The organism is Nocardia salmonicida, from assembly GCF_036142455.1.
Taxonomy (GTDB): domain Bacteria; phylum Actinomycetota; class Actinomycetes; order Mycobacteriales; family Mycobacteriaceae; genus Nocardia; species Nocardia salmonicida.
In genome coordinates this window covers 3,743,622-3,764,849 of sequence record NZ_CP108014.1, presented here as the reverse complement: position 1 = coordinate 3,764,849, position 21,228 = coordinate 3,743,622, and the positions used below count along the sequence as shown (strand labels likewise).

20 protein-coding genes are annotated in these 21,228 nt (G+C 66.6%); 13 read left to right on the top strand and 7 right to left on the bottom strand.

Annotation, left to right across the window (positions count from 1 at the left end; genetic code table 11):
- Positions 1-68: 68 nt before the first annotated feature.
- Positions 69-1,538 (top strand): dihydroorotase, encoded by a 1,470-nt coding sequence (locus OHS03_RS17845; protein ID WP_328655601.1) that lies wholly within the window; start codon positions 69-71, stop codon positions 1,536-1,538.
- Positions 1,539-1,584: 46 nt separating this feature from the next.
- On the opposite strand, the gene OHS03_RS17840 is transcribed toward OHS03_RS17845, so the two are convergent.
- Positions 1,585-2,478, bottom strand: coding sequence for a DUF4437 domain-containing protein (locus OHS03_RS17840; RefSeq protein WP_328655600.1), 894 nt, complete (start codon positions 2,476-2,478; stop codon positions 1,585-1,587).
- Positions 2,479-2,561: 83 nt separating this feature from the next.
- Between OHS03_RS17840 and OHS03_RS17835 the strand changes: the two genes are divergently transcribed.
- The 4 genes from OHS03_RS17835 to OHS03_RS17820 all read left to right on the top strand — a co-directional run bounded on the left by OHS03_RS17835 (position 2,562) and on the right by OHS03_RS17820 (position 5,570).
- The gene (locus tag OHS03_RS17835; protein ID WP_328655597.1) at positions 2,562-3,158 is read left to right on the top strand and encodes a TetR/AcrR family transcriptional regulator; all 597 of its coding nucleotides are present in this window, start codon (positions 2,562-2,564) and stop codon (positions 3,156-3,158) included.
- Positions 3,155-3,898 (top strand): maleate cis-trans isomerase family protein, encoded by a 744-nt coding sequence (locus OHS03_RS17830; RefSeq protein ID WP_328655595.1) that lies wholly within the window; start codon positions 3,155-3,157, stop codon positions 3,896-3,898. The genes OHS03_RS17835 and OHS03_RS17830 overlap by 4 nt, the downstream gene beginning before the upstream one ends.
- A gap of 89 nt (positions 3,899-3,987) precedes the next feature.
- A complete protein-coding gene (locus OHS03_RS17825; RefSeq protein ID WP_328655593.1) occupies positions 3,988-4,677 on the top strand; it encodes a hypothetical protein in 690 nt (229 codons plus the stop codon).
- Positions 4,678-4,748: 71 nt separating this feature from the next.
- The gene (locus tag OHS03_RS17820; RefSeq protein WP_328655591.1) at positions 4,749-5,570 is read left to right on the top strand and encodes a class II glutamine amidotransferase; all 822 of its coding nucleotides are present in this window, start codon (positions 4,749-4,751) and stop codon (positions 5,568-5,570) included.
- 34 nt (positions 5,571-5,604) lie between these two features.
- Here the strand turns inward: OHS03_RS17820 and OHS03_RS17815 are convergent, their stop codons facing one another.
- The 5 genes from OHS03_RS17815 to OHS03_RS17795 all read right to left on the bottom strand — a co-directional run bounded on the left by OHS03_RS17815 (position 5,605) and on the right by OHS03_RS17795 (position 10,410).
- The gene (locus OHS03_RS17815) at positions 5,605-7,311 is read right to left on the bottom strand and encodes a SulP family inorganic anion transporter (RefSeq protein ID WP_328655589.1); all 1,707 of its coding nucleotides are present in this window, start codon (positions 7,309-7,311) and stop codon (positions 5,605-5,607) included.
- 131 nt (positions 7,312-7,442) lie between these two features.
- Positions 7,443-7,670, bottom strand: a complete 228-nt coding sequence (locus OHS03_RS17810; RefSeq protein WP_328655587.1) for a three-helix bundle dimerization domain-containing protein — start codon at positions 7,668-7,670, stop codon at positions 7,443-7,445.
- A 58-nt stretch (positions 7,671-7,728) separates the two neighbouring features.
- Positions 7,729-8,856, bottom strand: coding sequence for a glutamate--cysteine ligase (locus tag OHS03_RS17805; RefSeq protein WP_328655586.1), 1,128 nt, complete (start codon positions 8,854-8,856; stop codon positions 7,729-7,731).
- Between the two features lie 65 nt (positions 8,857-8,921).
- Positions 8,922-9,353, bottom strand: a complete 432-nt coding sequence (locus OHS03_RS17800; RefSeq protein ID WP_328655583.1) for a DUF7144 family membrane protein — start codon at positions 9,351-9,353, stop codon at positions 8,922-8,924.
- 541 nt (positions 9,354-9,894) lie between these two features.
- On the bottom strand, positions 9,895-10,410 hold the full coding sequence (locus OHS03_RS17795) for a MarR family winged helix-turn-helix transcriptional regulator (protein WP_328655582.1): 516 nt from the start codon (positions 10,408-10,410) through the stop codon (positions 9,895-9,897).
- 92 nt (positions 10,411-10,502) lie between these two features.
- Between OHS03_RS17795 and OHS03_RS17790 the strand changes: the two genes are divergently transcribed.
- The 7 genes from OHS03_RS17790 to OHS03_RS17760 all read left to right on the top strand — a co-directional run bounded on the left by OHS03_RS17790 (position 10,503) and on the right by OHS03_RS17760 (position 19,680).
- The gene (locus tag OHS03_RS17790; protein ID WP_328655580.1) at positions 10,503-12,608 is read left to right on the top strand and encodes an MMPL family transporter; all 2,106 of its coding nucleotides are present in this window, start codon (positions 10,503-10,505) and stop codon (positions 12,606-12,608) included.
- Between the two features lie 44 nt (positions 12,609-12,652).
- Positions 12,653-13,096 (top strand): DUF5990 family protein, encoded by a 444-nt coding sequence (locus tag OHS03_RS17785; RefSeq protein ID WP_328655578.1) that lies wholly within the window; start codon positions 12,653-12,655, stop codon positions 13,094-13,096.
- Between the two features lie 74 nt (positions 13,097-13,170).
- Entirely contained in the window at positions 13,171-13,764 is a 594-nt protein-coding gene (locus OHS03_RS17780; RefSeq protein WP_328655576.1) for a hypothetical protein, read from the top strand.
- 328 nt (positions 13,765-14,092) lie between these two features.
- Positions 14,093-15,511 carry a glyceraldehyde-3-phosphate dehydrogenase gene (locus OHS03_RS17775; protein WP_407942515.1) on the top strand — a complete coding sequence of 473 codons (1,419 nt, stop codon included), beginning with the start codon at positions 14,093-14,095 and terminating at the stop codon, positions 15,509-15,511.
- A gap of 165 nt (positions 15,512-15,676) precedes the next feature.
- Positions 15,677-17,158: a hypothetical protein gene (locus OHS03_RS17770; RefSeq protein WP_328655573.1), complete on the top strand. Its 1,482-nt coding sequence runs from the start codon at positions 15,677-15,679 to the stop codon at positions 17,156-17,158.
- A 54-nt stretch (positions 17,159-17,212) separates the two neighbouring features.
- The gene (locus tag OHS03_RS17765) at positions 17,213-18,460 is read left to right on the top strand and encodes an AAA family ATPase (RefSeq protein ID WP_328655570.1); all 1,248 of its coding nucleotides are present in this window, start codon (positions 17,213-17,215) and stop codon (positions 18,458-18,460) included.
- Positions 18,457-19,680 (top strand): vWA domain-containing protein, encoded by a 1,224-nt coding sequence (locus OHS03_RS17760; RefSeq protein ID WP_328655567.1) that lies wholly within the window; start codon positions 18,457-18,459, stop codon positions 19,678-19,680. Before OHS03_RS17765 ends, OHS03_RS17760 begins: the two co-directional genes overlap by 4 nt.
- A gap of 12 nt (positions 19,681-19,692) precedes the next feature.
- Here the strand turns inward: OHS03_RS17760 and OHS03_RS17755 are convergent, their stop codons facing one another.
- Positions 19,693-20,103 carry a hypothetical protein gene (locus OHS03_RS17755; protein ID WP_218019103.1) on the bottom strand — a complete coding sequence of 137 codons (411 nt, stop codon included), beginning with the start codon at positions 20,101-20,103 and terminating at the stop codon, positions 19,693-19,695.
- Between the two features lie 181 nt (positions 20,104-20,284).
- Here OHS03_RS17755 and OHS03_RS17750 point away from each other — a divergent pair, with 181 nt between their 5' ends.
- Positions 20,285-21,217: a PDR/VanB family oxidoreductase gene (locus OHS03_RS17750; RefSeq protein ID WP_328655566.1), complete on the top strand. Its 933-nt coding sequence runs from the start codon at positions 20,285-20,287 to the stop codon at positions 21,215-21,217.
- The last annotated feature ends 11 nt before the right edge of the window (positions 21,218-21,228 follow it).

The following is a 21,228-nucleotide window of genomic DNA, read 5'->3' as shown; positions in this document are numbered from 1 at the left end:
GCGCATGCTACTGCGATGATCGCCAAAGTGGAAATACTGTTTCGCACAGAGAAACTTGGAGGGTTGCTGTGCCCGCGACCGAACTGCTGATCCGCAATGCCCGCGTAGTACGTCCGCACGGCCCATTTTCGGAGAGTCCCGAACCCCTCGATATCGCGATTTCCGGGGGCTCGATCGATGCGATCGGCCCGAACCTGCCCGTCGATGACCGGACGAGGGTGATCGATGCCGACGGCCTGCTCGCTTTCCCCGGCGTCGTCGACGCCCACCAGCACTGGGGGATCTACCGCGATCTCGCCGCCGACACCGAGAGCGAGAGCCGGGCCTGCGCCCAGGGCGGCGTCACCACCTCGTTGACCTACATGCGTACCGGGCGCTACTACCTCAACCGCGGTGGTTCCTATCGCGATTTCGTCCCCGAGGTCCTCGACCGGATGGCCGGGCGATCCCAGGTGGACTACGGCCTGCACCTGGCGCCGATGACCGCCGAGCACATCGACGAAATCCCCTATCTCGTCGAAGAATTCGGTATCGCCTCGTTCAAGATCTTCATGTTCTACGGCGGCCACGGCCTGCACGGCCGATCATCGGACCAGGCCGAGTTCCTGATGATCCCGCCGACCGAACGCTACGACCTGGCCCACTTCGAATTCGTGATGCGGGGAATCCAGCGCGCCCGCGAGAAGTACGGCGACCACATCTCGCTGTCGCTGCACTGCGAGACCGCCGAGATCATGGCCGCCTACACCGCGCTGGTCGAACAGGACAGCACGCAGACCGGGCTGCGCGCCTACAGTGCCTCGCGCCCAGCGCATTCCGAAGGCCTCGCGATCACGATGGCTTCCTATCTCGCGCACGAGACGGGCCTGGCGAACATCAATCTTCTGCATCTGTCGTCGGAGAAGGCCGTGGCGGCCGCGCTGACGATGGCCGAGGCGTTCCCAAATGTGAACTTCCGTCGCGAGGTCACCATCGGCCACCTGCTCGCCGATGTCGACACCGCCCACAGTATCGGCGGCAAAGTGAATCCGCCTTTGCGTGAGCGCGCCGATGTGGAGGCGCTGTGGCGGCATCTGCTGGCGGGCGAGATCGACTGGGTGGTCAGCGATCACGCGTGCTGCCGGGCCGAACAGAAGTTCGGCGCCGATCGCGAGGATGTGTTTCTCGCCAAATCCGGCTTCGGTGGCGCCGAGTATCTGCTTCCCGGCTTGGTCGGTGAGGGGCGTAAGCGTGGCCTGTCACTGCAACGCATCGCCGAACTCACCGCGGCCAACCCCGCCCGTCGTTACGGGCTGAGCCGCAAGGGGCACCTGGACGTGGGATACGACGCGGATGTCGTGCTCGTCGACCCGGTCACACGATGGACGGTGCGGGCGGCGGACTCCGAATCCGCGCAGGAATACACACCTTTCGAAGGCTTCGAGATGACCGCGAGCGTCACCGATGTGTTCCTGCGCGGAAACCACATCGTGCGGAAGGGGCAACTGGTGGGGCCTGCGCACGGCCGCTACCTGCGGCGCGGGCCGGACGGCAGCTGATCACCGCCGCCGCCGACCGCGCCGCGGGGGCGACGGCGGTGTCGTGTCACTGGTAGGTGGGGTCGGTCCACTGTCCGATGGAACGGGAGCGGACCGGCTCGACCAGTCGCGGTGCGAGGCTGTGCGCGAAGTCCGGCCCCCAGTTCGTCGCGTCGCCGGATATCTCGATCTTGGCGTTGTCGGTGTACCAGTCGACGAGATCGGCATCGGAGCGCACGATCCAGGTGCACCCGTGTTCGGCGTCGGCGGTGAAGTCGCCGTGGCGAATCAGGGCCGGTCGCCAGAAATAGGTTCCGGGCCACATTTTTCCGAAGTTGTAGTCGAAACCGCCGTCGAGGCAGTAGGCCTCCTCGCTGCACGGGTGATGAGCGAGGGGTTCCTCGCGCCATCCGGGCTTGGCCTTGATGAGGCGGGTGTAGAAGCCGGTCGTCACATCGCGCTGCAGCAGCTTGATGTAGAGGCCGGGGACGGGGGTGCCGCCCAGGTCGAAGCGCATCGGGCTGCCGTCCTTGACATCGATCCACGGCATCGCCGCGGTGTCGAGGACAACCAGTTTCTGGTCTTCGCGGACGAAATCGCGGTCCGCGTCGGCGATATCGAAGTGCCAGTCGCCGCCTTCGCGGAAGAGCAGGATCTCGGTGCCCGCGGCCACGGTGACGGCCGGTGTCCACACCCCGATCGGCGCCATCCAGAAGCCGTCGGGACCGAGTTCGGTATCGCCGATGGTGACCTGGCCGGACAGCACGTACCACTCGGTCGCGGCGTGGTGTACGCCGGCGGGCCGCGACCAGTCGCTGGTGAAGCGGACCTTGAGCGAGGCGGAGCCGTCTTCCTCGTCGTAGCTGAGATTGCGTTGTTCGGCACTGCCGGTGGCGTGCTGGAACTCGGCGGGGTGCTGGATCAGATCGCGTTCGTCGATGATTTCGACATGTGGACGCATGGGGTCCTCCTGAAGCGAAAGGTAATTCCACTACAGAATGTACTGGTTATTAATAACCAAGACAAGATGTATCGTTTATTCCTGTGAGCAAGCCAGGACGCCCAGCCGGTCCCGCCGCCGAGACCGCACAGCTCGTGCTCTCCGCGGCCTTGGATCTCTTGCTCACCGAGGGCGGCGCCGCGTTGACGCCGCAACGCCTGCACGCGGTGACGGGCGTGGCCAGGACTACGATCTACCGGCACTGGCCGATGCCGCGTGACTTCCTCGCGGCCCTGATCGCCGTCGCCCCGCATCCGGGTCCGCAACCGTCCGGCGACCCGGCCGCCGATCTGCACGCCGAAGTCGATCTGCTGTGTGATCGCCTGCGCGACAAACCCGTTGCCGCCTTCCTGCGCGCGCTCGTCACCGCCTCGTCGACCGATCCGGACTGCGTGCCGCTGCGTCAGCGTTACGTCATGGACTTGCTCGCACCGATCCATCGTGCGGTCCGCGCGCTCACTGTCGACGCCGAGTGCGACGTCGAGGAGGCCGCCATGGCGATTGTCTCGCCGTTGCTCGTCGACGCGCTGCTGCTCGACCGGGCGGCCGATCGGAGCCGGGCGCACCGCGCCGTCGACGACCTACTGGCGCGGGCTACCGACCCGACGCGCCACCCGACCTCCCGAGGAATGAGCAGATGACCAACGCTGTCGGCACCCGAGCCGTCTTCGGTGTGATCGTGCCGAGCACGAACACTGTTGTCGAACACGACTATTGGCGGGCCGCGCTGCCCGGCATCACCTACCGTTCGGGATCGATGTACATCCCGAACCCGGTGATGGGCAACGACGAGGACTTCCAGGCCCTCCTCGGTCAGATTCGCACCTCCATCGATACCGCGGTGCGCGATGTGCTGACCGCCGAACCCGATCGCCTGGTGATGGGCATGTCCGCCGAGACCTTCTGGGGTGGGGTAGCGGGCAACGCGGCCTTCGAACAGCGCCTGCGTGAGCGCTCCGGATTACCCGTGACGACCGGTGCGAGCGCCTGCCGGGCCGCCCTCGATGAACTCGGTTGCCGTCGGATCGCGGTGTTCTCGCCGTATCAGCCGATCGCGGACAGAGAGGTCGGCCGGTTCTTCACCGAGGCGGGATTCGACGTCGCCGCGATCACCGGACTGCGCTGTGCGACCGCGACGGACATCGCCCGCGTCGAGGCCGACCGGTTACGCGAGGTCGTCGCCGACATCGACGGACCGGATGTGCAAGCGATCGTCCAGGTGGGCACCAACCTGTCCTTCGTCGCGCTCGCCGACCAGTTGGAGCGTGAACTCGGCAAGCCCGTTGTCGCCATCAATGCCGCCACGCTGTGGCATGCGCTGCGCGAGCACGGCCTCGACGACCGTGCGCAGGGTGCGGGCAGGCTGCTGCGCGAGCACTGATCCTGTGGCGCGACCTCGCGAGCGCTCTTGTTTCTCTCATCGGAACGGTGTTTCCTATACGAAAGCTTGTTCCAGGAATGGAGAATCGCGTGTTCGTATCAACTCGGCGTGCTTCCGCACTCGCTCTCGCCCTGGCCGCCGTGGCGCTGAGCCCGCTCTCGGCCGCGCCCGCGGGGGCGGACCCGACCGACTACGGCAACCTGTGCATTCGCGCGCAGACGCAGACCGCGGATCTGCACCCGCGCAAGTTCGAACACGAGGGTGGAACCCTCGACAATGTGGATTATCCGGACGCGGCCGGTTTCGCCACGTCCAAGCCGCAGCTTCGCCCGCTCACCACCACGCGGTACACAACCTATGAGGACGCCGGGAAGACCCAGCCGAAACAGGTGCGGTGCAAGGGGAAATCGGCCGATCACATCGCCGCCGAATACGGTGCCCGCGTCACGGGCGAGGAAGGCACCTGCGCGGAGGTCAACGAGCGGACGGTGCGCGAGGTCGCCAAGGATCTCACCAACGACGAGCGAAAAGCGTTGGTGCACAAGCCTCGCGATATCGTCATCGACCCGGACACCGTCGCGGCGACCGGTCAGGAGTGGGTCGCCGAATTTCCCACCACGACCATCGATGCCGGCGGAGTCCTGCATATCCCGTCCAAGGCGTTGTACGTCCCCTATGACACCCCCGGTATCCCGGAGGCGTTCAAGGGGCAGCACTACTGCACGCTGGTCGCGCACACCTATTTGAAGCGTATGATGCTCGGGCAGGTCACGTCGTAAAAGCGTGCCTGATATCCAGTCTTCTTAACATCGGCGGTCCGGTCTGTTTGAATAGATGTATGTGCAGATGGATGGCTTACTCAGGGGAGCCGATTCTCGCTGAAGAACTGTTGTTCAAACCGCGGCACTCATTGATAGACCAGAGTTTGCATTCCCGACTCGGGGTAACAACGACCAACGGTGACGGTTTCGGGATCGGCTGGTATGGGGAGGGCGACGAGCCCACGGTGTTCAAGAGCATCGAACCGGCGTGGAACGATCGGAATTTGCGTGAGATCGCCGGTCAGATCCGGGCGTCGATGTTCCTCGCTCATATCCGCGCGTCGACCGGGACACCGGTGCAGCGGAGTAATTGCCATCCGTTCCGGCACGGGCGATGGCTGTGGATGCACAACGGAGCCCTGCGCGGGTTCCGCGAGGTCCGCCGCGACCTGATCACCGCGATCGATCCAGATTTGTTCTGCGACCTCGAAGGATCGACGGATTCGGAGACTCTGTTCTATCTGGCGTTGACCTTCGGCCTCACCGACGATCCCCTCGGTGCCGTCGCTCGCGCGGTCGGCTTCGTCGAAGACGTCGGTCGCATGCGCCGGGTGGAGAATCCGGTCCAGATGACCGTCGCGACGACCGATGGTAAATCACTGTGGGTCTTTCGTTACTCGAGTGAACGACAGTCCAGATCGCTGTTCTTCTCGACAAAGATCGCCGACCTGCGGGCACTGCATCCAGAGGTGGACGTCTTGCGCCGCTTAGGCGACCAGACCCGCTTCGTAGTGTCGGAACCACTGCGCGATCTTACCGGCGCGTGGAACGAGGTGCCCGAATCCTGTGCCGGAATAGTGCGGGCCGGGGCGGACGAATTGGTGGATTTCCAGCCCGTTTCGCCGGGCTGAGTTCGCGGATCGATCAATCGCGGTGGCGGGCGGATCAACTGTCCGTGGCACGGTCGGTTCGACGGTGGAAAGCGTCGACCGCGGCTTCGATGGTGGGATAGAAGTGCGTCCGGTCGAATCGATCACCGACGCCGAACCGGATCAGCTTGTCTTTGATCGGTCCCTTCATCTCGGCGAAGATCAATTGAATTGCTTTGCCCGCGAGGTAATTATCGAGATCGACGAGTTCGTCTACGGCCGTCGTGTCGAGATCGGTGATGGGTTCGGCGGCGATGATGACCCATTCGGTCGGGGACGGTGCATCGGCGACGACCGAGCGAACGTATTCGTCGAAGATCTGTCCGTTGGCGAAGAACAGGGGTGCGTCGAACCGCACCAGCACCAGGCCCGCGATGCGCTGCCCGTCGGGGTGGCGCTCGACGTCGTGATAGCCGGGGCGGTCCGACGTCCGGACGAGTTCGGTGCGGTAGGGCTGCCAGGCCCGCGCGACCACCGCGACGAAGGAGAGCCCGATCGCGACGATGATGCCCTGCAGCACGCCGACCAACGCGACCCCGACGAACGCGGCTGTCGCGAGGGCGAATTCCACCGAACTCATGTGCCACATTCGGACCATGCCGCGGATATCGATCAACGCGGTGGCCGCGACGATCACGACCGCTCCGAGGGCGGCGTCGGGCAGGTACGCGGTGAGTCCGGGGGCGAGCAGCACGAAGAGCAGAACGGCGATCGCGCCGACGACGCCCGCCAATTGCGTGCGGGCGCCGCTCTGTTCGGCGACCGGAGTTCGCGACCCGCTCGCGGAGACGGGAAATCCACCGAACAGACCGCCCGCCACATTGGCGACCCCGATCGCCTTCATCTCGGTGCTGCCGTTGACATCTTCCCCGTGCCGGGAAGCGAAGGTCCGCGACAGCACGCCGCTGTCGGCGAACGCGATCAGCGCGATCCCCGCCGCGGGTCCGATCAGATGCCCGATGTCGTCCCAGCCGATGCCGCCGATGGAAGGTAGCGGCAGGCCTTCGGGCAGGGCACCGACCATGCCGATGTCGTCGGTGAGTCCGGCGGCGGCCGAGATCGCGATAGCGCCCGCCACCGCGACCAACACCCCCGGTATCGCAGGCAGCCACCAGCGGAAGGCCACGATGACAGCGAGCGTGCCGAGGCCGATAGCGGCCGCGACGGGATCGATATCGCTGTGGACCACGGCCTGCCCGATCTCGGCGATCTCGGCGAGCACGCCGGTGGCATCGACGGAGAAGCCGAGCAGTTTGGGAAGCTGTCCGACGACGACGATGAGCGCGATCGCGTTCAGGTAGCCGAGTCGGATGGGCTTGGACAGCAGTTCGGTGACGAACCCGAGCCGAAGGAATCCACCGACGAGCAGAATGAGCCCGACGAGAACGGCGAGGACTCCGGCCAGGGCCAGCGCACGGTCGGGATCGTCGACGGCGGCCAGTGGTAGCACCGCGGCCGCGATCAGCGGGGCGAGTGAGGAATCCGGGCCGAGCACCAGGATTCTGGACGGCCCGACCACGGCGTAGGCCAGCAGCGGCACGATGGTCGCGTAGAGCCCGGCGTACGCGGGAAGTCCCGCTGCTTCGGCATAGCCCATACCGGCGGGGATCAACAACGCGGTCAGGACGAGGCCCGCGGTGATATCGGCTCGCAACCACGCACGGTGATAGCCGCGGGCTGTCGCGATCCCGGGTAAGGCTGTGACGCGGTCCTTCCACGACATGGTCGGGTGCCTCAGCGCACTCGTGTGCGGGCGGAGGCGGTCGCCACCGGGCCCGCGTGCACCGTGTGCGTGGCGGCCATAGCTCGCCGTCCTTCTCTCGATGGGGCCCTTCAGCAGGGTGAGCGAATCAACTAGATCGTAGCCATGGACGGGACACTGTGCGGGTCCTCGCCGGTGACCTCGATCGGGTAGACGCCGACAGCTTGCCGAGCGGCCTTCTCGACCAGCAGCGGAACGAAATCGCGGACACGGGCATCGGCGAACCGCTCATGGATACGGCGCACCAGCAGCTCGATCTCCGTCGGTGATTCCGCGGGGAAACGGGCGATCAGGCGTTCGATCACCTGATCGATCTGCACAGATTCATTGTCGTCGCGCATCATCCACCACCTGCTCGCTCAGGACTCACCGGTCTGGTCATATCGCCCGCTGGGAATCGTCGGCTTCGCACCCTTCGACGGTCAGGCGCGAGAGCACATCCACGACGTCGGCCGGGCCGCCGGCCACCAGGGCACCGCGTTGCCGGACGGCGCCGTTGCCGCTGGTGAGTACTGCCGCCAACGCGTCGCGGGTGAATTCGTAGTCACCGGATTGCTCCAGGGCGCAACGGACGTGGCAGAGCAGTTGGGTGAGGGCTGTGGGGAATCGCGTGCCGGAGAGCCCGTCGCGGGCGGCGTAGCTGCACGCTGAGCGCAGGCGCGCGCCGGCGATCGGAACGGCGAGGTGCCCACGGTCGATGGCGGCGACCGAGGTGATGACAAGGGCCCGCACGAAACTCGCCAACAGGGCGGTTTCCACGACGGTGGCGGGCACGTCGCTGATCCGGATTTCGATGGTGGGCAGGTGGGCGGACAATCGAATATCCCAATAGACCATCGCGGGATCGAGGATCTGTCCGTCTCGCGCGAGTCGGGCGACGACGTCGTCGTAGTGCGCCGCTGACCGGAAATACGGTGGTGGTCCCGCGCTCGGCCACTGCGCCCACACCATGTGGCGCCAACTGGCGTGCCCGGTATCGATGCCCTCGGCGATCGGCGAATTCGCTGTCAACGCCAGCAGGGTGGGCAGCCATTGACGCAGGTGATTGCTGACCTGCACCGCGAGGTCGCGCTCGGGGACGCAGACATGGACATGGCAACCGCAGGTCACCTGCTCGGCCGGCGCCCCGAAGTGTTCGGCCATGCGCCGGTATCTCGGCGTGTCGGTGATGGAACCGGTAGGCGGGCCCCAGATCGGCACCCCCACCGCCAGCGGAAGCGAACCGGACCGAGCCGCGGCGGCGATGATCGCGACCCTGGCCCGTCGAACCTCGCGGTGTACCTCCTCGATACTCGCGCAGACGGGGGTGCAGGTCTCGATCTGGCATTGCGAGAGTTCCAGCTGCACATCGACCCCGGTCTCGGCTGCCGCCACGGTGGTGTTGGTCAGGGACGGGCATCCGGTGGCCGGGTCGATCAGCACGAACTCTTCCTCGACGCCGACGGTGTACGCGCCGACATCGTTGTGGTGCAACCGATCGCGTTGGTCGATCGACAGGGACGCCATCGTTCCTCCTGGTCGGCGCCTCGCTCACCCGTGGACAAGCTATCGGGGAGACATCCGACGAGGACTCAGCGTTCGGGTCGCCAGGTGGAGACAGCCCAGATGATCACGACACTCAGCGCGATGATCACGATGGACCAGGCCGGGTAGTAGGGCAGCGACATGAAGTTCGCGACAATGACCAACGCGGCGATTCCCAGCGCGCCGTATCGACCCCACGTCGATCCGATCGCAAGGCCGATGCCGCAGATCAGCGCGAGGGCGCCGAGCACGACATGAATCCAGCCCCACGTCGTGGTGTCGAATTCGTAGACGTATTCGATGCCGGCGACATACAGCTGGTCGTCCGCGATCGCGGAGATCCCCTGCAGAATGGAGACCGCCGCCAAAATGACGAGCATGAACGCGGCCGAGATGGATATCCCCTCGGCGATGGCCTGCCGCTGGAAGGGCTCTGCCTCGGGCGTGGCGTTGTGCACCGCAGATGTGTTGCTGGTCATGTCGACTCCTCGGTGATGCTGAGGACCGCCCACTCGACACCAAGCGATCCGCCGTTTGAATGGATGCAGGTCCTGTCGGAAACTTCTACATGTTCGAATCCATTGTCAGTGGACCACCGGTGGTGGTTGTAGTGACGACGAGGGTGATGCTCCCTCTTTTTTCGCGCGCGAGTGTCAGCTCGGTGTCGTGGTGCATCATCGAGAATCGCATGCCCACGAAATGGTCTGCAGGGGCGCAGTATCCACATTCGTGGGTTGCCCAGAGTTTACCGGAGCGGATTCCTTTTAACAAGAAGCGGCGCAATCGCGAAAGATGAATGCGATCGGGCGACCGGGTGTTGGTCGGTAAAGATCGGTGCTCACGAGGTGTCACGGTCCGCCACCCGAAGGAGGGCGACGCCCCGGTTCGACCGAGGTCGCCTATCGATCGAATCGATTGCCGGACAATTGCCGCAGATGCTGACGTGTGTACCCGGTCTGCGCGTTACGGGCGGGAGTTAGCGGTCGGCCGAATCGGCGGCGTCAGCTCGGGCCGTGGCGCTTATTCGGCAGGATTTCCCGAAGCCGGTAGCTCGGCGTAGAACTCGCGGAGCGCGGAGGTGACGCCGACGAGTACGCGGTGGGCTGCCGTCAGGTCGGCATCGGGCAGCGCGGCCAGCGCGGCGCGGGTGCGGGCGCTGAGCGGTCCGAAGAATCCGGACGCGACCGACATGCCGTGGTCGGTATAGCTCAGGTTTACTCGCCGACGGTCCGTCGGGTCGGACATGCGTTCGAGGTGCCCGGATTCGATCATGCGCTCGACCAGGTAGGTGACGGCCGGTGCGGAGACGCCCATCAACCTGCTCAACTGGCCCGCACTCACCGGCGAGCCCTCGGCGTCGGCTGTCGCGACATGCATCAGGGCGCGGAAATCGTTCGGGCGCAGGTCGTGCGATCGCGCGAAGACATGACCGATCTGTTCGGAGATCGCGGTCAGGGCACGCAGATCCCTGGCTATCTCGGTCTCCAACTCCGGCCGGCCGACGGCTGGTTCTGTGTCGGCGGTGTCGTCATCCACGCGCGATCTCCTGTCTCTGCTCGACAGAGAGCTTAGCCTCCGCAACCATGGGCTTTGCCGATTGCTTAAGTTTCTGAAATAGTTTTCTTGTGATGCGAGCGAGCAGAGGAAACGGATGGGACCGCTTCGCCGGGCTGGTCACCGGCAGACGATCGTGGGCTGTGTTACTGGTTGTCGTCGCGGCCGCCATGGCCGTGATGGGGCTGGCGGGCAGCAACGACAGCGCGGGCCAGGCGCCGGTGTCCTTGCCCAAGTCGGCGGAATCGGCCTTGGCCGCCGAGGCCGCCGCGAAATTCCCTGACGCGGGAACGGCCGCGGCGATCATGGTGGCGACGCGCACCGACGACGGCACGCTGACGCCCGGTGACCTCGCGGCGGTGAACGCGGCGCTCACCCGGGTCGGCGTCTCGCCGACCGACGGCGCCCGGGTGATCCCGGCTCCCGACGGGCGCGCCGTGCTCGCCCAGATTCCGGTGTCCGCGCAGCTCAACGGGTTCGCGCTCACCGACCGGATCGACGAACTGCGCACCCAGGTCACCACCGATCTACCCGATACCCTGCGCGTGCAGATCACCGGCGGCCCGGCGTTCGGCGCCGACATCGCCGACTCCTTCTCCGGTGCGAACTCGCTGTTGCTGATCGTCACCGCGATCGTGGTGATGGTCTTGCTCATCGTCACCTATCGCTCGCCGGTGTTGTGGCTGGTGCCGTTGACGGTGGTCGCCTTCGCCGACCGCGTCGCCACCAGCGTCGGCACGCTGTTGGCCGACGTGACCGGACTCTCTTTCGACGGCTCGACTTCCGGCATCACCAGCGTTCTGGTCTTCGGCGCGGGAACCAATTACGCGCTGCTGTTGGTGTCGCGATACCGCGACGAACTGCATCGGCACACCGACCATCGCGCGGCGTTGCGCGCCGCGGTGCGTCGTGCCGCGCCCGCCATCGTCGCCAGCAATGTCACCGTTGTCCTCGCTCTGCTCACCCTGCTGTTGGCGCTGCTGCCCAACACCCGCAGCCTCGGCGCGTTCGCCGCGGCCGGTCTCGTGGTCGCGCTGATCTTCGTGCTCGCCGCGTTGCCGCCCCTGCTGGCACTGTGCGGGCGGCGGGTGTTCTGGCCGTTCGTGCCGCTGGCGGACGGTCGCGATACGGCCGAGCAGGGCATCTGGGCGAGTGTCGCGACGCAGGTCGTGCGACGCCCGGCAGTCGTCGCCGGCGCGGCCTCGGCGGTGCTGATCGTCTTCGCGACCGGGCTCGCGACCACCGATATCGGCCTCTCGCGGACCGAGCAGTTCCGGGTCGAGGCCGAGTCGGTCGACGGACTGGTGACGATGGCCGAACACTTCCCGTCGGGCTCGTCGGATCCGGCTGTGGTGATCGCGCGCAGCGCGACCTCCGCGCAGACGCAGGCGGCACTGGACGGCGTGCAGGGCGTTTCGCGCGCCACCGCCACCGGCACGTCCGCGGGCGGTTCGACGCGGTGGTCGGTCGTTCTGAACGCCGCACCGGGTTCGGCGGAAGCGTTCACCACCATCTCGGCGATCAGGACAGCGGTCGGCGCGGTTCCCGGAGCCGAGGCCCTCGTCGGCGGTTCCGACGCCGAGGCGCTCGACATCCGCGACGCGGCCCGCCGAGACCAGGCGCTGGTCATTCCGCTGATTCTCGCCGTCGTGCTGCTGGTGTTGCTGGCGCTCCTGCGCGCGGTGCCCGCCGCCGTGCTGCTCGTCGGCGTCACGGTACTCAGCGCGGTCGCCGCGCTCGGGGCGGGCAGCTGGATCAGCGGCACGGTCTTCGGCTTTCCCGCGCTGGACACCAACGTGCCGCTGTTCGGCTTCCTGTTCCTGGTCGCGCTGGGTGTGGACTACACGATCTTCCTGGTGACCAGGGCGCGCGAGGAGGCAGGTACCCACGGCACCACCCAGGGGATGGTGCGCGCCGTCGCCTCCACGGGGGCCGTCATCACGAGCGCCGGCGTAGTCCTTGCCGCGGTGTTCTGTGTTCTCGGCGTGCTGCCGTTGATCACCCTGACCCAGCTGGGCATCGTGGTCGGAATCGGCATCCTGCTCGATACGTTCGTGGTGCGGACGTTGGTCGTTCCCGCGCTGTTCGCGCTGCTCGGCGACAAGGTGTGGTGGCCGGGAGCGCCGACGAAGGCTGTGGCGGCGTCGCGCGCTTCGCGGAAAACAGCCGACGTGAGCTGACCGGGCGGTGTCCTTCTGTCGGTCAGATGCACAAGGATGGTCGGATGCTCATCCGAATCGTGGGGACGCAACTGCCAGGGTTGTCCTGCCGGCCGCCGGGGATCGAGACGGCGTACTCGAACATCCACGTGGGTGTGCAGCGGAAGAATCGTCCGCACGAGTTGCTCGACCTGCAGCGTGGCGACGCGGATTCCGTCACGTGGACTGTGGAATGCACCGTCGACGGCGCCGACGTCCGCGGACCCTATATCCAAGGCAGACCAGGGGAGCGCTTCCTCTACCTCAGCTGGGGCACCGTCGACGACGCCGGAACCGTCACCATGTTCCGGCGGGCCAAACTGATGCTCGCCGACGTGCCTGCCGAGGTTCTGGCTGCCGCGACGGAATCGGGAGTGCTCGAGGCTCGACTCGGTCTCACCGATACGACCGGAAACCCGTTGTGCGCGAGGGTGAAACCAGCCCAGATCCGCTGGACTGCCGCGACCTGACCGCGGTGCCCGCCTCGATCGTCGGGTGCCGACAGACCCGGGACAAGGTCGGTCGCCGGTGGCAGGATGCGGAGGTGGGTGATTTCTTCGAACGGATCGTCGACCTCGAGGTGGCGGACGCGGACGCGGGCGCGTTGGCGGAGCGGATGGTCGACTGGATGGTGTCGCGGCGATGGCTGCTTCGGGAGACCTCGCGTGAGGCGATGTACAGCCTCCAGGTCGACGAAGGGTATGTGGCGGGCCCGGATTGGGCTGAGATCACCCAGAACTGGGGCGAGGACTGGATCCCCGCGCCGGTCGCGGTGATCGTCGGCAGAAGCGCCCACTACGCGGGCCAGGGTGACATAGAACCGGCCGTCGCGATCTGTCCCCACTGCGAGGCGACCACCGTGATCATCGACTACCCGCAGGAATGGGAAGCCGATCCCGCAGTGTGGCAACCATTTTCGGACGCGATCGACGCCTGGATCGAATCCGGTGAAGGCTCGGCAACCTGCGCCTCCTGCACCACAGCGAGCGCGATCACCACTTGGCGATGGGCTGACGATTTCGCCCTCGGCACCCTCGCCGTCGACTTCTGGGGCTGGCCGCCCCTGACCGACGAGTTCATCACCGAGTTCACCGCCGAGCTGGGCCACCGGACCGAACACCACACAGGCAAGTTCTGATTCGAGGCCACCCACGGCTGGTGCCGCGCCGCCGACCTGCTGATCGTGCGGCGATGTCACCGGCGGGGTGCAGGCCGTCGCACTCCACGATCGGGGCATCCGGATCTGTCCCGGCCGACGTGGGATATCGGGCGCTGAGCGAACCGTCGTGACGTCGGCGCTCGTGCCGGCTGGGTGCGACGCCGATCTCACCGGTGGGGAGTGGTCTACGGTGAAAATTTCGCCCTCACTAGCATCGATGCAGCGGAAATATCGATGAACCAGAGGACGTGTGTTGACTACCGAACAACTTGATCGCTGGAACGCTCAGGAAGCTGCTGCTGAGGCGATGATTCCGATCATCGGGACGCTGTACCGCAGCAAGGGTGTGACGATTCTGCTGCACAGTCGGTCGCTGGTGAACAAGTCGGTGATCAGCATTCTGCGGACGCATCGCTTCGCGCGCCAGATCGGCGGCGAAGAGCTGTCGGTGGACGAGACGCTGCCGTTCCTTCAGGTGATCAGCCGGTTGGATCTGGGACCGTGCAAGATCGACCTGGGCCAGCTCGTGATGGCCTATCACGCCGATGGGCGTGGGCTCTCGGTCGCGGAGTACACCACCTCGGTGCTGGCCGAGGTGAGCGACAGCAACAAGGCCGTCTCGCAGGGACCGCGCGATGTGGTGCTCTACGGGTTCGGGCGGATCGGGCGGCTGGTCACCCGGCTGCTCATCGAGAAGGCAGGGTCGGGCAACGGGCTGAGCCTGCGCGCGGTGGTGGTCCGCCGAGGTGGTGACGACGACCTCGCCAAGCGGGCGTCGCTGCTGCGCCGGGATTCGGTGCACGGGCACTTCAACGGCACCATCAAGGTCGACGCGGACAACGACACGATCACCGCGAACGGCAACGTCATCAAGTTCATCTACAGCGATGACCCGACGACGATCGACTACACCGCCTACGGCATCGACAACGCGATCCTGATCGACAACACCGGTCGGTGGCGTGACCGCGACGGTCTGGAGCAGCACCTGCGCCCCGGCATCGCGAAGGTGGTGCTCACCGCGCCGGGCAAGGGTGACGTGCCCAACATCGTGCACGGCGTGAACCACCGCGACCTGGACCTGTCGCAGCAGATCTTCTCCTGTGCCTCCTGCACGACCAACGCGATCGTGCCGCCGCTCAAGGCCATGGACGACGAATTCGGCATCGTTCGCGGACACGTCGAGACGGTGCACTCGTTCACCAACGACCAGAACCTGCTCGACAACTACCACAAGGCCGACCGTCGCGGCCGTTCCGCGCCGTTCAACCTGGTGCTCACCGAGACCGGCGCCGCATCCGCGGTGGCCAAGGCGATGCCGGACTTCAAGGCCAAGATCACCGGCAACTCGATCCGCGTTCCCACCCCCGATGTCTCGGTCGCGATCTTGAACCTGCAGCTGAAGCAGGACACGACCAAGGAAGACGTCCTCGCCTACCTGCGTCAGGTGTCCCTGGCGGGCCCGTTGAGCCGCAACCTCGACTACACCGCCGCCACCGACGCGGTCTCGAGCGACTTCATCGGCTCGCGCGCGGCCTCGATCATCGACGCCAACGCCACCATCGTCGAGGGCGACACCGCGATCCTCTACGTCTGGTACGACAACGAATTCGGCTACTCGTGCCAGGTCGTGCGGACCGTGCAGTACATCTCGGGCATCGAATACCCGACCTACCCGCAGCTGGCTGCGCAGTCCGACACGCGCGAGCTGACCGACGCACGGTAGCGACGCTCCGGCAGGGTGGGCATCTGGTCGCTGGCCAGGGCCCGCCCGCCTCGTCGACTCGGTGGCAGACCCCGCGACCCGAACCTCACCGCTTGTCGGGTCGCGCGTTGTTGTGCATACTGGCGACATGACATCGAGTCGAAAGGGCGTTCTGCGCCCGGGCCGTTGAGCCCCACGCCGGTCATCGCACCGGCTTCTCTCCCGCGTGAACGCGGGGAATTCACCGAAAATCCGCAGTACTCCCGTGCGTCCTATGACGATGCGCGCCTAGCCCTGTGGGTGCGTGTGCGCGAACTCGCTGTGCCGCCCGGCATGATCGAAGTCGCCACCGCACGCCGGCTCGTCGGCGACTGGTCAGGGGCCTGCGCCGCGGCGCACGTCGATCGCGATGTGGATCTGCGAAGGTTGGCGCGGACCCACGGGCGAGGACTCGCTGCCCGAGTACGGGCCGATCTGCGGTACCTGGCACCGGACCTGTTGCGCTGGCATCTACCCAGAATCGCGCCGGACGGTCTGCTGCGACCCGGGTTGACGATGGTGCTGGCTCGCTACGGCGCTGAGGACATCACGAACGTCGAGGGCGGAACACAGTGTCCCCGTGAGGGTTCTGTGTATCTGGTGGTGCGGACGCCACCGGCATGGGCGGCTGCCGGTCAGCGGATAATCCTCGCACTGTGGGACGGGACGAGCCCCGGAACCGGTGCGCGCATGCACCCACACCCCCGACCCAACAGTCGCTACCGGCTCGACCTGCACCGTCACCTGTGGGATTCGCGCAGGGTGGGGGAGTTGCGAACCCGTGCCGGGGCAGGACGATGCGCGGCCATGACGCCCGATGCCGATCCTGGTCTCACGCTGTCGGGATCGGTGCTGCCGGGTTGTGCCGTCGACCGGTGGGCGGATGAGGCGGGAATTCTGCTGCGCGCCGAGGGGCGGCGGTCCGGGCTGTTGCTGGTGCGGTGCGGTGCACGGAAGCGGGTGGTGTTGGACGTTCGCGCCGACGGGGAAAGCGCTCCCGCGGTGCGGATTTCGAAGGCCCACCCGCGCGGCGGAATCTCGGCCCTTCCGGTCCTGCCCGACGCCGCTACCTGGGTGCTCCCCGACCTGGAGTTACTGCGCGCGGGCGCGATCGCCGCCGACCAACTGCATCCATTGGTCGCTTCGGTGCTGGGCCACGACAGCATGCCGAGCGGAAACTCCGAGATCGACACCGCTCATCGAATCGTGGAGTGCCGGGGCGAACGTCACCGCATCGGGTTGGTGAACGGGGTGCTGGCCGCGCTGGATCACGACCCCACCGAAATCCGGCGCGAGGAACTCCTGGCGGCCCTGACCGGAACCCCGATGCCCTGCCTACAGGCCATCGACCGGTCACTGCGCCAACCGGATTGGCTCGTCGGCGTCTGCGACCGCCTCGACCACGGCGATATCGACGGCGCCCTCACCATCGTCGAAGGCAAGCTCGGCGCCGACGCGGTGCTGCGCGACGGACCACTTCGCGACGCACTCGAAGCTGCTGTACGACAACGGATTACCTATGGCCTGTTCCGGGCCGGTCTACCCGCGCCCGGTCGCGGCCACACCCCTCCCGACCGGTACGACCGTAAGGGTCGTCGCGCACGTCCGAGACGCCTGACCTTGCGCTGAGTTGTCGTCCGCGCTCATCCATCGAATTCTTCTGAACCCAAAGGTGATTTACACATGACTGTTCACACCCTCCGCCCGCCGCTCCCGATTCACGCCGCCGACTCCCAGCTCGACGTCGCGAGCGAACTCCTCGCCATGCTGGGCGAAGTACACACAGAGCCGCGCCGCAATACCCAACTGGAAGCTCTCACCTTGGCCGTGGCTGCCGACCTGCCGGTACTGCTGTGGGGTGAGCCGGGCATCGGCAAGACCGCTGCGTTGACCCAGCTCGCCGAGTCGCTCGACCTGCCGCTGACCACGGTGATCGCGAGTGTGCACGAGCCGTCGGACTTCTCGGGCCTGCCGATCATCGGCGACGACCCCGCGACCCAGGGTGTGCCGATGGCGCCGCCGGACTGGGCGGTTCGACTCGTGCGGGCCGGGCGCGGCCTGCTGTTCCTCGACGAACTGTCCACCGCACCGCCCTCCGTGCAGGCGGCGCTGCTGCGCGTTGTTCTCGAAAGGCGGGTCGGCGCACTGGAACTGCCGCCGGGTGTGCGCATCGTCGCAGCCGCCAACCCGCGCTCGTCGGCCGCCGACGGCTGGGAGCTGAGTCCGCCGCTGGCGAACCGCTTCGTGCACCTGCAGTGGACCCACGAGCACGACGTCGTCGTCCGTGGTCTCGGCGGAACATGGCCCCGCGCGACCCTGCCTCAGCTCGCGCCCGAAAGTCTCTCGGAGGCAGTAACATTCGCGCGCCGTGCGGTCTGCACCTTGCTCGCGGCGCGGCCCAAGCTCGTGCATCAGATGCCCACCACCGAAACCCGGCGGGGTGGTGCCTGGGCGTCGCCGCGGAGTTGGGAGATGACCGTGCGGCTGATCGCCTTCGCCACCGCGGCCGATGCGAGTCGTGATGTGCTGTCGCAGTTGATCCGCGGCACGGTCGGCGACGGCCCGGGTTTCGAACTGCTGACCAGCATCGATCGGATGGATCTGCCCGATCCGGAAGTATTGCTGGCCGATCCTGTCGCCGCTGAACTGCCGACCAGGGGCGACCTGCGCCAGGCCGTTCTCGACGGTGTGGTGGCCGCGGTGCGCAAGCGACCGGAGCGGGCGCGGTGGGATGCGGCGTGGTCGCTGCTGGTGAAGGCCGTGGAGACCGGAGCACCCGACCTGGTGGTCGTTCCCGCGACAACTCTGGCCACGCTGCGCCGCGACAATTGGGAGGTGCCCGCGGCGATCGAACAACTCGCCGGGGTGGTGTCGGTGTCGCGGAGTGCCGATCGCGCCGCGGCCCGCGTCGCCGTCCAGGCGGGCCGATGACAGCGGACACGACCGGGCTGGATTTCGACAAGCTCTATGCCGCACGGCTGCAAGCGGTTTCGGCCCGTCCCTATCTGGCGACTGCCCTGTACGCCCTGAACATCGTCGAGTCACGAGGGGTGTCGACGATGGGTGTGGACAAACATTGGCGGTGCTACGTGTCGCCACGGTTCGTCGACTACACGCCGGTGGAAGAACTGGCGTCGATACTGGTGCACGAGGTTTCGCACCTGCTGCGCGACCATCACGCGCGCAGTGATCGCTACGCCCACACCCACGAGTTGACCGGCCCCGGCGAGCGGCTGCGAATGAATATCGCCGCGGATGCCGAGATCAACGACGACGCGTTCGGCGACGGGTTGGTCTGGCCCGAAGGCGCGGTACTGCCGAGCACCTTGGGGCTGGATCCGGGGCAACTCATGGAGGACTACCTGGGTCAGTTCAGCCTCGGGCATCTGACGGAAAGCATGGCGTGGCTCGACTGCGGTAGCGGCGCGGACGGATCGGACCGCGAGTGGGAGCTGGGGCCCGACGGCGCGGACGGGCTCAGCGAACAGCAGCGCGACGGCGTCCGATTCCTCGTGGCGCAAGGCATCGTCGGCCGTCCAGGAGACGCGCCCCAGGGGTGGCGACGCTGGGCGAAGGAGGCGTTGCATCCTTCCCAGCCATGGCGGGACCTGCTCGGCACGGCCCTGCGCGCGGCCGCGTCGGCCCCCGGTGTCGGCGAGGACTACACCTACCGGCGCCCCGCCCGCCGCTCGACCGTACTCCCCGGCATCGTGCTGCCGAGCCTGCGTCGCACTCCACCCAAGGTCAGCGTGGTCATCGACACCTCGGGATCGGTCAGCGACGACGAATTGGGCAGCGCGCTGCTCGAAGTCGCCGCCATCATCCGCGCCGTCGGCGGCCGCCGCGACCTGGTCACCGTGTTCTCCTGCGACGCCGCGGCACGCATCGCTCACCCGCTGTGCCAGGCCGAGGGGATGTCGCTCATCGGCGGTGGCGGCACCGACCTGCGCACCGGTTTCACCAAGGCCCTGCGCACCCGCCCCGATGTGCTCGTGGCCCTGACGGACGGTCAAACGCCCTGGCCGTCACAACAGCCGGCCTGCCGAACCGTGGTCGGCCTGTTCCGCAGGGACCATGCATGGCAGGAGAACAATCCCGATTATGTTCCGGACCGACCACCCGCGTGGGTACGGGTGGTCGAGATCGGCTGAAGCCGCGGTCGGCTATCCGCCGGAAGCAGCCCGCCGCGCCCGCAGTAGTGGCGACACCAGCATGACCGACCCCGACAACAAGAGCCCGGCGAGTGGAATCAACGGTAGATACGACACCCACACCACCGGCTCTTGCTGCGCCAATGCGATGACAGTGGCGACAACGGCGACTACGAACACGACGGCCGACCAGCGATGTACCTGACGAACGCGCCCGCCGACCGCCGGACCCGTTCGTGAGCCGCGGTAGACCAGCACATATATCACCGAACCGGTCAGGAACAGTCCGGCCAGCGGAATCAGCGGCAGGTAGACAACCCATTCCGGTCCGCTCAGCGACAACCCGATCACCGTGATGAGTACTGCCGCGACAAAGCCGATGGCGAGCCATCGATGAGCTCGCCGAACTCCGATGATGTTCATCGAAAACCCTTTCGTCGATCCGTAGAAAAGCAATGCTGCCACGTCGCCGACCTCGGAACTTCTCGATTCCTGACCGTTTCTCCCCGCTGCCGACCGATCGCTGATCGCCCCGTTTTCAATCCGGCAATTCGTTGAAAGTATCAATCCCCTCGGGCCGCCGAAGCCCTGCCAGACTCGTCGTGTGATCAGCGCGATTGTGCGAATTCGGTCCATCACCTACGAATCAGAGGGCGTGCTGTCCTTTGTGCTCACCGACCCCGGCGGCGCGCCACTGCCGCCGTGGTCACCGGGTGCGCACGTGGATGTCGTCCTGCCCGACGGCGTCGTTCGTCAGTACTCGCTGTGTGGCGATCCCGCGAATCGGGACAGTTATCGCATCGCGGTGCTGCTCGAGGAGCAGGGTCGGGGCGGGTCGGCGTGGATGCACGAGAAAGTACGGCCGGGCACGCTGCTGGAGATCCGGGAGCCACGCAACAATTTCCCGCTCGCCCCGGCAGCGAGCTACCTGTTGATCGCCGGCGGCATCGGGATCACCCCGCTGCTGCCGATGATCCGCGAACTCGAACAGCGCGCCGCCGCATGGCAACTGCACTACGGCGGCCGCACCGACGCGCGGATGGCCTTCGCCGAGGAGCTGTCGGGCTACGGTGCGCGGGTTCGTCGCTACGCGCAGGACGAAGTCGGGCTGATGCCACTGGCCGAGATTCTCGCGCCGGTGGACTCGGACACGCTCGTGTACTGCTGTGGCCCCGAGCCGCTGCTCACCGCGGTCGAGCAGCACTGTGTGTCAGATGCTTTGCGAGTCGAGCGTTTCCATCCGAAAGAGATCGCGTCGACCGGACCGGACCGGCCGACGACGGTCGTTCTCAATCGCTCCGGCCGGACCATCGACGTTCCGGCCGACTCGTCGGTCCTCGACGCGCTCGAGCGCGCCGGTGCCGACGTGCTGTGGTCGTGCCGCGAAGGAACGTGCGCGACCTGCGAAACCACCGTGCTCGAAGGTGAAGTCGAGCACCGTGATTCGGTTCTCACACCGGCTGAACAAGAGTCGGGCAAAACCATGATGATCTGCGTCTCCCGAGCGCGCACGGACCGTCTCGTGCTCGATGCCTGAAAGGTCGAAGA